The organism is Actinospineispora spinosispora DSM 44797 (genome assembly GCF_000429025.1).
Classification (GTDB): domain Bacteria; phylum Actinomycetota; class Actinomycetes; order Mycobacteriales; family Pseudonocardiaceae; genus Pseudonocardia; species Pseudonocardia spinosispora.
The window spans coordinates 156,667-170,904 of the sequence record NZ_KE386834.1 but is presented as its reverse complement, the minus strand read 5'-3'; the positions used below and the strand labels follow the sequence as shown (position 1 = coordinate 170,904).

Sequence of the window (14,238 nt, the reverse complement as noted above, 5' to 3'; positions counted from 1 at the left end):
GTGCACCGAATTTCACGACCGGGTTTTGCGCGAGAAGATCGCACTTGACCTCAACCGTGGTTGAGGGTCGAAGCTCGTCCTCGACATCCACCAGTCGAGGAGCACATTAATGATCTTGGTAACCGGGGCGACCGGCAACGTCGGCGGCGCGGTGCTGCGCCAGCTGCTGGATGCGGGTGAGCGGGTCCGCGCGGTCACCCGGAACCCGGCGACCGCGACCCTGCCGTCCGGCGCCGACGTCGTGGGCGGTGACCTGCTCGAACCCCGGTCGCTCTGCGAGGCGTTCACCGGCGTCGAGCGGGTGTTCCTGTTCCCCTCGCCGGAGACGGCCGCCGAGGTGGTCACGCTGGCTGCCGCGAACGGCGTGCGCCGGGTGGTCCTGCTGTCCTCGTCCTCGGTCGTGCAGGGTGACGACAACCCGATCTCCCGGCGGCACAGCACCGTCGAGGACGCCCTGCGCGACTCCGGCCTGGGCACGACGTTCGTCCGCCCCGGCGGGTTCGCCACCAACACCCTCGCCTGGGCACCGTCCATCCGGGCCGAGAGCGTGGTTCGGGCGCCGTTCGCGCGGTCGTCCACGAACCTGATCCACGAGGCGGACATCGCGGCGGTGGCGGTCGCCGCGCTGCTGGAGGACGGGCACGACGGGGCGGCCTACGAGCTGAACGGCGCCGGGGCGCTCACCCAGGTCGAGCAGGCGAACCTCATCGGCGAGGCGATCGGGCGACAGGTCCGGTTCGAGGAGCTGACCAGACAGGAGGGCCTGGCCCAGCTCACCGGTCGGGTACCGGAGGCGATCGCACACACGATCCTCGACCAGCGGCAAGCCTCGATAGGCACCACCGAGGCCCCCCTCCCCGGAGTGGAGCAGGTCACCGGCCGCCCGCCCCGCACCTTCGCCCGCTGGGCACAGGACCACGCCGCCGACTTCCGCTGAGCCGGTGGCTTCTCCGGCGACTTTGCACACCGTGGTGCTGCGTCGCACATGTCCGGACATGTGCGACGCAGCACGAAGGTGTGCAAGGTCTGCCGCGGGGTCGGGGGGATGCGGCGCGCGCTGCCTCGGTCCTCAGCGGGCGGCCGGTACGGGCTGCCCGGTGGCGGTGCGCGAGCCGCGGGTGGTCAGGTGCTCCACGGCGAACAGCACGCAGCCGACCGCCGGGAAGGCCGCGCCCAGCCAGCAGACGCCGATCCAGCCGTGGGTGCTGTAGACGAGTGTCGCCAGCGCGCTGCCCACCGTGCCGCCCAGGAAGTAGGCGGTCATGTAGGCCGTGGTGATCCGGCTGCGCGCCTCGGGGCGCAGCCGGTAGATCACGCTCTGGTTGGTGATGTGCAGGCCCTGGACACCCAGGTCCAGCACCACCACACCGACCGCGAGCGCCATGACGCCGACGACGGTCCCCGACACGCCCAGGGCGATCGGGAGCCAGCTGAGTGCCCCGAGCACCAGGAAGCCCAGCGTCGACCAGCGTGCATGGCCTCGGTCGGCGAGCTTGCCGGCGAACCGCGCGGCGAGCGCACCGGCGACGCCGAGCAGCGCGAACAGGCCGATCTCGATCTCGTTCCACCGGTACGGGGCTCGCGCAAGCAGGAAGCCCGCCGTGGCCCAGAAGATGCTGAACATGCCCATGTCGAGCGCGCCGTAGGCCATCCGGTAGCGCAGCGCGGGCTCGTCGGCGATCAGCCGGAACACCGAGCCGAGCAGCGCCGGGTAGCGCATGCGCACGGTCGGCTGATGCACCGGCAGCTCGCGCCAGAGCAGCACGGCGGCCCCGGCCGTGACCACGGCGGCGGTGCCGAACACCCACCGCCAGCCGACCAGGCCGGCGAGCACGCCGGACACCGTGCGGGACAGCAGGATGCCGATGAGCAGCCCGCTCATCACGGTGCCGACGACCTGTCCCTGCTTGCCCTCGCCCGCCAGCTGCGCCGCGAACGGAACGATCACCTGCACCGCGACCGAGGTCAGCCCGATCAGCACGGCCGCCGCGAGGAGCACCCCGAGCGTGGGCGCGGCCGCCATCGCAACGAGTCCCAGCACACAGCAGACGAGCAGGGTGATCAGCAGCCGACGGCGTTCCAGCAGGTCACCCAGCGGAACGAGGGTCGCCAGGCCCACCGCGTAGCCGAGCTGGAACACCGTGATGAGTACGCCGATCGCGCCGGCGGACACGTGGAACGCGGCCGCGAGGGTCTCTTCCAGGGGTTGTGCGTAGTAGTTGTTGGCCACCACCGCGCCGGCCGCGAAGGCCATGGTCGCGATGACTCGACGGTCAGCAGTCACACGATCCAGCATGCGTCGCGTTGATTGTTCCTTCCAACACATGATTTAGCTCGTTCTCATCTATACGATCGATGAATGGAGCTGCGGCAGGTTGAACACTTCCTCGCCGTGGTCGAGCACGGCAGCTTCACCGGGGCGGCCAGGGCGTCCTCGATCGTCCAGTCCGCGCTGAGCACCTCGATCCGCAACCTGGAGCGTGAGCTGGGCGCGCCGTTGTTCGAGCGGACCACCCGACGGGTCATGCTCTCCGAAGCCGGGCATGCCTTCCTGCCGTCGGCGCGGCGGGTGCTCGCCGAGGCGGCGGCCGCGACCGATGCGGTGCGCGCGGTCGCCGGTCTTCAGCAGGGCCGGGTGGCGATCGGCATGATCCAGTGGCTCGGTCCCATCGACCTGCCCGCCGAGCTCTCGACCTTCCATCACCGTCACCCGAACATCCAGATCAGCGTGTGGAACTCCCCGGTCAACGACATGCTCGACCGGCTGCGCGCCGGCCAGCTCGACCTCGCCTACCTGGCATCCGACCGGCCGCTGCCACCCGGGCTGACCGGGCACACCGTCTACCGGGAGAACCTGGTGCTGATCACCTCGCCGGACCATCGGTTCGCCGGGCGCGAACGGGTGCGGTGGGCCGAGCTGGACAACGAGGCGTTCGTGGAGTTCTCCGACGGCAGCGCGGTCACCGCGATCCTCCGGCGCACGTGCGCCGAGCTGGGTCTACGGCGTCAGATCGTCGGACAGGTCACCCAGATCGGGTTGCAGCCCGAGCTGGTGCGCACCGGCATCGGTGTCGCCGTCATGCAGGAGACCCTCGCTCGATCGACGCCCGGGCTGGCGATCGTCCAGCTGGACGCACCCACGATGAACTGGGAGGTGTCGCTGGTCCACCGGGGGCGGCAGCCGACCAACCCCGCGGCGCGTGCGCTCCTGGACCACCTGGTGTCGCGCGTCGCCTCCGGTTGACGATCGCGAACGATCCGGGCCGACGAGCCGATTTCTGTCGGTGACCGCGGGCATAGTGACAGTGCTCGTCCACGCTCGTCCGTCCCGAACCATGCCGCCGGTCGCCCACCGACGGGATCGTCCGACGCCCGGAGTGCCCCGGTCGTCTCCCTCCGTGCGGTGTGCCCGCACGGCGTCAGGAGAAGCCATGACCGCACTCATCGACGTCACCGCACCACCGGTTCGACGCCTGCCGGTCGTCCGTCCATTGCCCGAGCCCGACATGGCGCTCGCCCCGAAGGTGGACGCGCCACCGCTGACACTCGACGTCGTGGCGTCCGACGCGGACGGCACGCACCCCGATGTGCAGCGGCGCCTACGTGACCGGGTGCAGATCGTGCTGCGGCTCGCGCTGGAGGTGGTGACCGGGCGGCGGCCGGCCGCGCAGCTACGCGGTCTGGTCACCGACCCGGTCCTGCGCTACATCCGGGCGGCCGCGGAACAGAACACCACTCGGAACGGCCGGCCGCCTCGGACGCCGACGGCCCGGCCGGTCGGCAGGCCCGGTCTGCGGACCGTGCACATCTGCCGTCCGGACCAGGACGTCGCCGAGGTCAGCGTGGTGTGGCAGCTGCACGGACGATGCCGCGCGGTCGCCGCCCGCTTCGAGATCACCACACCCACCCACGGCGAACGGCACTGGCGATGCACCGAACTACGCCTTGGTTAGCCTCGGGCGCCGGTGCGGGTGCCGTGACAGTGCTTGTACTTGCGGCCGGAGCCGCACGGGCACGGCTGGTTGCGGGACGGCTCGGCCGCCGCGCCGCCGTTGCCCTGCGGCGCTCCGCTGTGCACCTCACCGCCGTCCTCGGCCGGGCCGCTGTACTGCAACCCTGCGGCGTTCGCCGCGGCACCCGCGATGGGCGCCCCGCCGGTTCCGCGCAACGCGGCGGGCACGTTCTGCGCCGGTTCGGCTTCCTCGCCTCGGTTGGCCTGCCTGGCGCGCTTGCCGCTGGGCACCGCGGCGGTCGGCTCGGCGCCGCTCGCCGGGTCGGTCGCGTTCTTGTCCTCGATCGACATGCCGGGCCGGGTGGTGGCCTCGACCGGGGCGACCTGCACGTTGAACAGGTAACCGACGGCTTCTTCCTTGATGCCGTCCATGACCTGGGTGAACATGTCGAAGCCCTCGCGCTGGTACTCGATCAGCGGGTCGCGCTGGGCCATCGCGCGCAGGCCGATGCCCTCCTTGAGGTAGTCCATCTCGTAGAGGTGCTCGCGCCACTTGCGGTCCAGGACGGTCAGCAGGATCTGGCGCTCCAGCTCCCGCATGCCACCCTGCGCCGGGATCGTCTCGTCGATCTCGACCTCGCGGCGCGCGTAGCACTCGCGCGCATCGGCGTAGACCTCGTCGATGATCAGCTCGCGGCTGAGCTCGATCGGCTCGCCGAACTCGTCGCCCTGCTCGGCCTGCTCCACCAGGTCCTGCCAGCGGATGCTGATCGGGAAGAGCGTGCCGAGCGCGGTCCACAGCGCGTCGAGGTCCCAGTCCTCGGAGTAGCCCTCGGCGGTGGCGCCGTCCACGTAGGCGGCGATCACGTCGCCGATCATGTGGTCGACCTGCTCGCGCAGGTTCTCCCCGGCCAGGACCCTGCGGCGCTCGGCGTAGATCACCTTGCGCTGCTCGTTCATGACCTCGTCGTACTTGAGGACGTTCTTGCGGATCTCGAAGTTCTGCTGCTCGACCTGCGTCTGCGCGCTGCGGATCGCCTTCGTGACCATGCCGGCCTCGATCGGCACGTCGTCCGGCACGTTCAGCCGGTTCATGATCGACTCGACCGCGGCGCCGTTGAACCGGCGCATCAGCTCGTCACCGAGCGACAGGTAGAACCGGGACTCGCCCGGGTCGCCCTGACGACCGGAACGACCGCGCAGCTGGTTGTCGATGCGGCGGGACTCGTGGCGCTCGGTGCCCAGCACGTAGAGGCCACCGGCGTGCCGGACCTCCTCGGCCTCGGCGGCGACCTGCTCCTTCGCCTCGGCGAGCGCGCGGTCCCAGGCCGCCTCGTACTCCTCGCGGTTCTCGACCGGGTCGAGGCCACGCGAGTGCAGCTCCACCTCTGCCATGAACTCGGGGTTGCCCCCCAGCATGATGTCGGTACCGCGACCGGCCATGTTGGTGGCGACCGTGACCGCGCCGGCGTGCCCGGCCTGCGCCACGATCGCGGCCTCGCGCTCGTGGTGCTTCGCGTTGAGCACCTCGTGCGGAATCTGGCGCTGCAGCAGCAGCTTGGCCAGGTACTCCGACTTCTCCACGCTCGTCGTACCGACCAGCACCGGCTGGCCCTTGCGGTGCCGCTCCGCGATGTCGTCCGCGACAGCCTCGAACTTCGCGGGCTCGGTCTTGTAGATCAGGTCCGAGCTGTCGGACCGGACCATCGGCCGGTTCGTCGGGATCGACACGACGTTCATCTTGTAGATCTGGTGCAGCTCGGCCGCCTCGGTCTGGGCGGTACCGGTCATCCCGGAGAGCTTCTCGTAGAGCCGGAAGTAGTTCTGCAGGGTGATGGTGGCCAAGGTCTGGTTCTCGGCCTTGATCTCCACCTTCTCCTTGGCCTCGATGGCCTGGTGCATGCCCTCGTTGTAGCGACGGCCCATCAGCACGCGGCCGGTGAACTCGTCGACGATGAGCACCTCACCGTCGCGGACGATGTAGTCCTTGTCGCGCTTGAACAGCTCCTTGGCCTTCAGCGCGTTGTTCAGGTAGCCGACCAGCGGGGTGTTCGCCGACTCGTAGAGGTTCTCGATGCCGAGCTGGTCCTCGACGTAGGCGACACCCTCCTCGGTGACACCGATGGTGCGCTTGCGCTCGTCGACCTCGTAGTGCACGTCCTTGTTCATCAGCGGCGAGAGCCGCGCGAACTCGGTGTACCAGCGGGCGCTCTGCTCGGCGGGCCCGGAGATGATCAGCGGGGTGCGCGCCTCGTCGATGAGGATCGAGTCCGCCTCGTCGACGACCGCGAAGTTGTGACCGCGCTGCACCATGTCCTCGGTCAGCCAGGTCATGTTGTCGCGCAGATAGTCGAAGCCGAACTCGTTGTTCGTGCCGTAGGTGATGTCCGCGAGGTAGGCCTTGCGCCGCTCCGGCGGAGCCATCTCGGACAGGATCACGCCGACCTCGAGACCGAGGAAGCGGTGGATCCGGCCCATCTTCTCGGCGTCGCGTTTCGCCAGGTAGTCGTTCACCGTGACGATGTGGACGCCCTTGCCGGAGATCGCGTTCAGGTACGCGGGGAGGACCGAGGTGAGCGTCTTGCCCTCACCGGTCTTCATCTCCGCCACGTTGCCGAGGTGCAGCGCGGCGCCACCCATCATCTGCACCTTGAACGGCCGCTGGCCGATCGTGCGCTTGGCGGCCTCACGGACCACGGCGAACGCCTCGGGAAGCAGATCGTCGAGGTGCTCGCCACCCGCGTAGCGTTCCCGGAACTCCACGGTCTTGGCGCGCAGCTGCTCATCCGAGAGCGGCTGGACCTCGGCCTCGAATGTATCGACGTGGTCGGCCACGCGCGAGAGCCGCCGCACCAACTTCGTCTCACCGGCACGGAGCAGACGGTTCAGGACCACCGGATGACCTCAGCTCATGTTTCGCGGTGCGCCGCGGATCGCGACGCCTTCACCACACCATGTTAGGCACTGCACAAATGTATCGAGGGCACGGGCTTGTTCGCCCGTGCCCTCGATGATCATGGCTTGGTTCTCCGCACTGTCAATACCGGAGGGTTCGTCAGGTCAGTCTGATCACTCCGTAGTCGTAGCCCTTGCGCCGATAGACCACGCTCGGGCGGCCGGTGTCGACGCAGGCGAACAGGTAGAAGTCGTGTCCGACGAGCTCCATCTCGGCCAGTGCCTCGTCGACCGACATCGGCTTCGCCGGATGCTCCTTGTCCCGGACGATCTGCCCGGGCAGTTGCTCGTCGGGCTCCCACGCCGCGCGGGGCGCGGGGATGTTGACGGCGGCGAACCGGTCGGTCCGCTCGCTGAGCTCCTCCTCGAGGAGCGCGGTGCCCATCCCGCTGCCGGTGCTGTTCATCGCACGGACGGTCTTGCGGGTTCGGCCGTTGTACGGCACGCGCCGGCGGTCGTGGGCGCGGCGCAGGCGGGACTCCAGCTTTCCGATGGCGCTGTCCAACGCCGCGTAGAAGTCCGGCCCACATGCTTCGGCCCTGGCGACCGGGCCACAGCCCCGTCCGGTGATCTCCACTCGTTGACAGCTCTTGGATTGTCGACGGTTGCGCTCGTGGAAGAGCTCAACCTCCATTCCGACAATCTTGTGGTCGTACCGCTCCAGTCGGGCGAGCTTCTCGGCGACATGTACCCTGAAATGCTCCGGAACCTCCACGTTCCGGCCACTGACGACAATCTCCACTCGGACCTCCCTCGCACTGCCTCAGGTAACTGCGGCGTCGGGTATTCACAAGCTGGTCTCGCAGGGTTATTCGTCCTTCACCACTGGTTCAGGTGGTGGGAACGCACGGTAACGCGCATTTCGGCTCAGCAACACCCCTTTCTGGTCAGTAGCGCCCACCTGGGGGGAGTCGGTGAGCGGTGGTTCCCCAGACGGCTCACAGCAAGTACCGTGGTGTGGTTGCGGTCACTCTTTCGGCTCACGGTCTCACCCAGATCGGCTGGTCGAGTGGCCGGTGGCATCGCAGAGCACCAGCGCGCCGCTGACCACCACACCGGCCGCCGCCAGTGCCTCTGAGCAGCCACGCAAGGTGGATCCGGTGGTGACCACATCGTCCACCAGCACGACCTTCGCTCCGGACGGCGGGAGTTCACCAGGCCTCACCAGCAGACGTCCCCGCAGGTTCGCGCGCCTGGCCCTCGTGCCCAGGCCCACCGAGTCGTGCCCGCCCGCCCTCATCCGCACCGCGCAGCTGACGCCGACCGTCGCGCCGGTCGCCGCGATCCGCTCGCCGATCTGCTCGGCGAGCAGCCTCATGTGCTCGCGTCCCCGCGCCCGAACCGCGGCGGGTCTCGACGGCGCCGGGACCAACCACCACCGCGGGGCCGGAGCACGCGCATCGGCCAGCAACGGCGCTGTGAGCAGCGCAGTTGCCATGATCCGCGCGAACGGACCGAGCAGCCCGTGCCGGCCGCGCTCCTTGTAGGCGAGCAGCGCCGCCCGCAACGGCCCGGAGTACGGCCCGGCCGCGACGGTGGGCGGCGCCCCGTCGAGCGCGAGCAGCAGGCGCGACTCCCCGACCGCGCCGGCGCATCGGTCACACCAGCTGTGGCCGGACGCCCCGCACCCGGCGCACAGCAACGGCAGGACGAGATCGAGCAATCCCGCCGACATCGCGCGGAACCGGGAGTACATCGTGGTCATCGGCTCGGCGGCGTCGGCACGGCCGGGAACAATCAATTCCGGTGGATTCATGCGGCCAGCATGGCCCGAAACCGATCACCCCTGCTCCGCTGTCGATCTCCGAGGGCCGACTTATCCACATACCGCGAGTTGTCCACAGGAATAGCCAGGCCCATTTCTTAATGTTGCAGCCGGCAACAAACTCGATGTCGCCGGGCGGAAAAAATCACTACCGTGTCCGGTTCGGGACGGCGAACGAAGGGAAACCATGCGCACGATCCGGTTCCACCGATACGGCGGGCCCGAGGTGCTCCAGCTCGACGACGTACCCACACCCGAGCCGGGGCCGGGGCAGGTTCTGGTCCGGGTGAACGCGGCGGGGGTGACGCTGCCGGTCGTCCGGCTCACCAGGGGCGGCGCCGACGGTGGTGGAGTGCCGCTTCCCCACGCGCCGGGCGGCGACGTCGCCGGCACGATCGCCGCCCTCGGGCCCGATGTGGACGGCTGGCGCATCGGCCAACGGGTCGCCGGCCTGGCGTTCTCCGGGGCCTACGCCGAGTTCGCCCCGGTGGCGGCCACGATGGCAGCCTCGGTGCCCGACGGGGTCGACGATCACGCCGCGGTCCTGCTCGTCCGCGCGGGTCAGGTGGCTCTCGGTGCGCTGGAAGCGGCACGCGTCGAGCCGGGTGACAGCGTGCTGGTGACCGCCGGCGCCGGGGCGGTGGGACAGCTGGCGCTCCAGCTCGCCGCCGTTCGCGGTGCCGGTCACGTCGTCGCCGCGGTGGGCTCGCCGGAGAAGGCCGAGCAGCTGCGCGCATTCCCGCACATCGGGAAGACCGAGGTCACCACGTACGACCGGCTCAGCGAGCTCGCCTCGGTCGACGTGGTGCTGGACGGTGTCGGCGGCGCCGTCCAGGCCGGTGCGCTCGACGTACTCGCGCCGTTCGGGCGGCTCGTCACGTTCAATGCCGACGGCACGCCGGTCAGCGCGAACGAGCTGCGCATCCACAGCCGGTCGGTGATCGGCTTCAACATGGCCCACTTCGCGGGACGCCGGCCCGAGTCGTACCAGCGCAACCGTCAGGTGCTCTGGGAGCTCACGCTCAGCGGTGCCCTGCAACCGGTGGTCGGCACCGTGCTCCCGCTCGACGAGGCGGCCAGGGCGCACCGGCTGATCGAGGACCGGCGCAACCTCGGCAAGATCGTGCTCGTGCCGTGACCGGCGTGCGCTCCCTGGGATTCCGGACCGACCTGATGCTGCTCACCCTCCAGGGCGCCAGCGTGACCTGCCGCGACGGCTACCGCGTCGTCCGGATGCCGGACAACCCGACGTTCCGGTGGGGCAACTTCCTGCTGCTCGACGGAGCCGTCGAGCAGGGTGGCCTTGCCGGCTGGCAGACGGCCTTCACGCGCGAGTTCCCCGGCGCGGAGCACGTCGCGATCGGGCTGGACACCATCGACGGCGTGGAGCCCTGCCCCGACGAGCTCGCCGCGTCGGGACTGATCGCCGAGCCCAGCGTCGTGCAGACGACGCGCCGCACCCGGCCGCCTCCCCGCCCGGACACGCGCGCGGAGTACCGGCCGATGCGCGACGAGCAGGACTGGCAGGCCGCCGTCGAGCTGAAGGTCGCCAACAACGAACGCGAGAACCCCGAGCAGTACCGCGTGTTCGCCTCGCTCAAGATCGCCGCGATGCGCCGGCTGCAGGAGCGGGGCAACGGCGTGTGGTTCGGCGCCTTCGCCGACGGTCTCATGGTCTCCGGGCTCGGGCTGTTCACCGACGGCGGCGGCACCGCGCGCTACCAGAGCGTCGACACCCGTCCCGAGTATCGCCGTCGGGGGCTGGCCGGCACGCTGGTGCACGCCGCCGCCGAACACGTCCGGCACCACCACGGAGTGCACACCCTGGTCATCGTCGCCGATCCGGACTATCACGCCGCGAGGCTGTACCGGTCACTCGGTTTCACCGACACCGAGGCGCAGCTGCAGCTGGAACGCGCGCCCTAACCCGGGTAGCCGGGCACCGTGGCGGCTCCGCTGGCCAGCTGCCGCCACGTCCCGACCTCGTCAGGACCGAAGCTCCACAGGCCGTTCAGGTCGGTGACCAGCAGCGGGCGGCCCGGCGAATCGGCGACGGCGGCCAACGGCAGGGTGAGGTTGTTCGTCTGGACGGGACGCAGGTCCAGCCCGTCGACCGACACCCTCGCCACCGTGTGCCGCCCCACGACGGCCAGCTCGTCGTCCGAACGCCAGTCCACCGCGACGAGGTCGGTCAGGCCGATCGGACGCACGACGTGCACATTGCGGATCGTCACGACGCCAGCGGCGGACCGGGACACCGCGCCGACCACCAGCTGACCGCCCACGATGGCCGCGACCCGGACACCGTCCCTGGACAACCGCAGGTCGTTGATCGGCCCGAGGTTCGTCAGTGCCGACGCGTCGATCGGACCGATCGACGGACGACCGTCCTGGCCGACGATGACCCTGGCCACGTTGGACGCGTCCCGAACCGTCCACACCTCGCCGCCGGTCGGGGTCCAGGTCGGGCGGGTCAGCGAGCTCGCCCGGACCCCGCTCGGCGCGAGCGGCGCACCCTCGCGGCCGATCAGCAGCTGCCTGCCGTCCCTGCGGTTGATGGCCGCCATCCGCTGGCCGTCGGTGGACATCGTGGCGCCGAGCAGGTCGTAGCCGCCGTTGCCGGCGGGTCCCGCCAGCGGATCGCCGAGATCGTTCCCGTTCATCATCCTGGCCCGGCCGTTGATCACGACCAGTCCGGGCACATCGGCCCGCGAGTCGCCCTCGCTGGACAGGTCGGAGAGCGTGTTGGTGGTCAGGTCCTCGCCGTCGACGTCGAGCGGCGCGCCGTCGTCGGTCAGGTGGACCCGTTTGACCTGCGCGGACGCCAGGCTGAACACGACCTGCGCGGCGATCGCGGTCCGGAGGTCGTCGTCGAGGTCGCCGAGCTCGGTCAGATCGATCGACGCCAGTCCGTCGGGGCCGGGCACCAGGTTGGACCGCAGCCGCGCGGTCTTCGGGATGACGTTGATGACCGCTCCGGCCAGTGCGGCGGACGGTCCTCCGAGCAGCTTCTCCATGACCCGTGAGGCCATCGACCGGGCGGGCTCGGCAGCCAGATAACGCAGGTCAGGCGCCACCTTGTGCCGGATCGGATCGGTGAAGTAGATCTTCACGGCCTTGTAGTTCGCCCGGAACGCCTGGAGCACGACGTACGCGCCGACCGGCGGCGTGGCGATCCGCCACTGCCCGTCGACCTTCGTCACCTGCATCTCCAGGTTGATCGACGACTCGTCCTGCACGAAGCTGCCGTCCGGGTTCAGCCTGCCGATCTGGGAGCCCTGGACCCGGACCACCGCGTGACCGGTCTCGTCCGGGTTCTGCGAGTAGCTGACGTTCGGCTTGTCACCGAGCACCGTCAGCGCCGCGCTGTCGTCCCAGTTCTGCGCCTTGTGGGTGAGGAAGAGGCGCGCGGCGGCATGCCGGTTCTCCGACACCGCCGACGCGCTGATGAAACCGCGGACGAGCTCGACCGGATCGCTGGTCTGGCTGGGTCCCGGTGTCGTGGCGGCGTCCTCACCGGGGGTGATCTGCTGCAGCGGCTGGACCGGTGACGAGTCGGGAACCGACGCGCACCCGGCGAGGACGCCGAGCGCCAGCAGTACGACGAACACCCTGGCGGGCAGCGAACGAACCGGCTTACTCACCACTGCTCCCCTGCCGGGAGGACCACGCCGCGAGCGTGCGGTCCGGTTCGGCCGCGTCCGCCCCCTGACCGGCAGGTTCGTCGGTCTCCTCGGCATCGACCGAGCTCACCGGAACGACGTCGAACTCGGTCGACGAGCCGTCGTCGGCCTCGGTCCACACCAGGTCGTCCACCGTGGGCTCGGCGACGGGCTCCTCGGTCGCGTCGGGCTGGACTCCGGGCAGCAGACGGACGTTGTCGGCCCGAGCGGTCTCGTCGGCGCCCGGAGCGGCCGGGCTGTCCAACGGCTCGTCGGTCGGCACCAGCGGCAGCGGGCTGCCCTCCAGCTCGGACCCCACCTGGCGGGGCAGCGTCAGCCGGAACACCGCTCCGTGCCCGATCTCGCCCCAGGCCTGCAGCCACCCGTTGTGCAGCCGCGCGTCCTCCAGGCTGATCGACAGCCCGAGCCCGGTGCCGCCGCTGCGCCGGGCGCGGGAGGAGTCCGCGCGCCAGAACCGGTTGAACACCAGCGCGGCCTCGCCGGGCCGCAGCCCGAGTCCCCAGTCCCTGACCAGCACCGCGACGCTGCGCTCGTCGCAGCCCATCCGGACCAGGACCGGGCGACCCTCGCCGTGGTCGATGGCGTTGGCGACGAGGTTGCGCACGATCCGTTCGACCCGCCGGGAGTCGATCTCGGCGTAGATGCCCTCGGGCAGGTCGAGCTGCAGCGGGGTGCCGCTCTCGTCCGCCAGCCCCCGGACGGTCTCGATCGCGTGCAGGATGACGCTGCGCATGTCGGTGCGCTCGGCGCTCAGCTCGGCCATGCCGGCGTCCAGCCTGCTGATCTCCAGCAGCTCGGCCAGCAGCGCCTCGAACCTGTCCAGCTCGTCCACCAGCAGCTCCGCCGAGCGGGCGAGCCCCGGTCCGAACTGCGCGCGGCTCGCGTGCAGCACGTCGGCGGCCATCCGGACCGTGGTCAGCGGGGTGCGCAGCTCGTGGCTCACGTCGGAGGTGAAGCGGCGCTGCAGCGCGCCGAACTCCTCCAGCTGGCGGATCTGGCTCTGGATGCTGCCCGCCATCTCGTTGTACGACTCGGCGAGCCGGGCGACCTCGTCGTCGCCCTTGACCGGCATCCGCTCCTCCAGGTGACCGTCGGCGAACCGTTCGGCCACGTCGGCGGCCTGCTGCACCGGACGGACGACCTGCCGGGTCACCATGCTGGTCACCGCGCCGAGCAGCAGGATCAGCACGAGACAGCCGACGAACAACGTGCTCTGCACCAGGCTCAGCGTGCGCTGCTCGGGCGCCATCGAGAACAGCAGGTAGAACTGCAGGTTGCGGCCGGCGGTCGGGACGGGCTGGCCGTACATCACCATCGGGACGCCGTTGACCGAGCCGTACTCGAACGCCAGCATGCCGCTGCGCACCGCGGCCCGGAGGTCGGCGGGGATCGTGTTCAGGTCGCCCGCGGTCGCGTTGGGCCTGCCGGGGCTGTCCGAGGCGGCCAGCACGGCGCGGAAGTCTCCCGCGTTCTGCTCGCTCGGCTGGTTGGTCAGCGTCGTGATGCTCAACCGGTCGAGCGCCTTGTTCAGCGTGCCCAGTACGTCGCTGTCATCCGGGTTGACGCCCGCGAGGTCGTGTTCGAGCACCTTCGCGGCGGACTCCATCTGAATCCGCGCGGCCGCCACCTTGCCCTGGACCAGCCGGTCCGCGATCTGCGTCTGCAGCACCAGCCCGAGCACGATCAACACACCGGAACACAACGCGAGCGTGCTGACCGCGACCCGCAGCTGCAGCGACCTGCGCCAGGCCGCGGCGAACGCCATGCCGACCTCGACGCTGAAGTACCGCAGCGTGGCCAGGGTGGACGCCACCCGGCGGGCACCGGGTACCCGCATCGTCAACGCGCCGACCCGACGGGTCGCCGATCGGACCGTCATCCCA

General features: G+C 70.2%; 11 protein-coding genes. 5 read left to right on the top strand and 6 right to left on the bottom strand.

Annotated features, from left to right (window positions below; translation table 11 throughout):
• Positions 1–109: 109 nt before the first annotated feature.
• On the top strand, positions 110–937 hold the full coding sequence (locus tag G406_RS0130215; RefSeq protein WP_028936684.1) for an NmrA family NAD(P)-binding protein: 828 nt from the start codon (positions 110–112) through the stop codon (positions 935–937).
• A gap of 132 nt (positions 938–1,069) precedes the next feature.
• Here G406_RS0130215 and G406_RS0130210 read toward each other — a convergent pair whose 3' ends face one another.
• Positions 1,070–2,284 carry an MFS transporter gene (locus G406_RS0130210; RefSeq protein WP_028936683.1) on the bottom strand — a complete coding sequence of 405 codons (1,215 nt, stop codon included), beginning with the start codon at positions 2,282–2,284 and terminating at the stop codon, positions 1,070–1,072.
• 75 nt (positions 2,285–2,359) lie between these two features.
• Between G406_RS0130210 and G406_RS0130205 the strand changes: the two genes are divergently transcribed.
• Both G406_RS0130205 and G406_RS54695 read left to right on the top strand, forming a co-directional pair.
• Positions 2,360–3,244, top strand: coding sequence for a LysR family transcriptional regulator (locus G406_RS0130205; protein WP_028936682.1), 885 nt, complete (start codon positions 2,360–2,362; stop codon positions 3,242–3,244).
• A 187-nt stretch (positions 3,245–3,431) separates the two neighbouring features.
• Positions 3,432–3,953 (top strand): Rv3235 family protein, encoded by a 522-nt coding sequence (locus G406_RS54695; RefSeq protein ID WP_051342896.1) that lies wholly within the window; start codon positions 3,432–3,434, stop codon positions 3,951–3,953.
• Here G406_RS54695 and secA read toward each other — a convergent pair.
• From secA to G406_RS50825, 3 genes are all read right to left on the bottom strand, one after another.
• Positions 3,950–6,847, bottom strand: a complete 2,898-nt coding sequence (gene secA / locus G406_RS50830; RefSeq protein WP_051342895.1) for a preprotein translocase subunit SecA — start codon at positions 6,845–6,847, stop codon at positions 3,950–3,952. The two genes, G406_RS54695 and secA, sit on opposite strands and share 4 nt — an antisense overlap.
• A gap of 160 nt (positions 6,848–7,007) precedes the next feature.
• The gene (hpf, locus tag G406_RS0130190) at positions 7,008–7,649 is read right to left on the bottom strand and encodes a ribosome hibernation-promoting factor, HPF/YfiA family (RefSeq protein WP_028936681.1); all 642 of its coding nucleotides are present in this window, start codon (positions 7,647–7,649) and stop codon (positions 7,008–7,010) included.
• A 246-nt stretch (positions 7,650–7,895) separates the two neighbouring features.
• Complete coding sequence (locus G406_RS50825) at positions 7,896–8,663, bottom strand: ComF family protein (protein ID WP_084216479.1); 768 nt, start codon at positions 8,661–8,663, stop codon at positions 7,896–7,898.
• 196 nt (positions 8,664–8,859) lie between these two features.
• On the opposite strand from G406_RS50825, the gene G406_RS0130180 reads away from it, so the two are divergent.
• Both G406_RS0130180 and G406_RS0130175 read left to right on the top strand, forming a co-directional pair.
• Complete coding sequence (locus G406_RS0130180; protein WP_028936680.1) at positions 8,860–9,810, top strand: quinone oxidoreductase family protein; 951 nt, start codon at positions 8,860–8,862, stop codon at positions 9,808–9,810.
• Between the two features lie 5 nt (positions 9,811–9,815).
• Positions 9,816–10,598, top strand: coding sequence for a GNAT family N-acetyltransferase (locus tag G406_RS0130175; RefSeq protein ID WP_028936679.1), 783 nt, complete (start codon positions 9,816–9,818; stop codon positions 10,596–10,598).
• On the opposite strand, the gene G406_RS57400 is transcribed toward G406_RS0130175, so the two are convergent.
• Together G406_RS57400 and mtrB are read right to left on the bottom strand one after the other, a co-directional pair.
• Positions 10,595–12,316: an LpqB family beta-propeller domain-containing protein gene (locus G406_RS57400; protein ID WP_169736818.1), complete on the bottom strand. Its 1,722-nt coding sequence runs from the start codon at positions 12,314–12,316 to the stop codon at positions 10,595–10,597. The genes G406_RS0130175 and G406_RS57400 overlap by 4 nt on opposite strands.
• The gene (mtrB, locus tag G406_RS50820) at positions 12,309–14,234 is read right to left on the bottom strand and encodes an MtrAB system histidine kinase MtrB (protein WP_051342893.1); all 1,926 of its coding nucleotides are present in this window, start codon (positions 14,232–14,234) and stop codon (positions 12,309–12,311) included. The genes G406_RS57400 and mtrB overlap by 8 nt, the downstream gene beginning before the upstream one ends.
• Positions 14,235–14,238 lie beyond the last annotated feature (4 nt).

Coding starts and splice junctions, on each gene's coding strand:
- mtrB (WP_051342893.1), bottom strand. CDS start 14,234: ATGACGGTCCGATCGGCGACCCGTCGGGTCGGCGCGTTGACGATGCGG.
- G406_RS0130180 (WP_028936680.1), top strand. CDS start 8,860: ATGCGCACGATCCGGTTCCACCGATACGGCGGGCCCGAGGTGCTCCAG.
- G406_RS54695 (WP_051342896.1), top strand. CDS start 3,432: ATGACCGCACTCATCGACGTCACCGCACCACCGGTTCGACGCCTGCCG.
- G406_RS0130215 (WP_028936684.1), top strand. CDS start 110: ATGATCTTGGTAACCGGGGCGACCGGCAACGTCGGCGGCGCGGTGCTG.
- G406_RS0130205 (WP_028936682.1), top strand. CDS start 2,360: ATGGAGCTGCGGCAGGTTGAACACTTCCTCGCCGTGGTCGAGCACGGC.
- G406_RS50825 (WP_084216479.1), bottom strand. CDS start 8,663: ATGAATCCACCGGAATTGATTGTTCCCGGCCGTGCCGACGCCGCCGAG.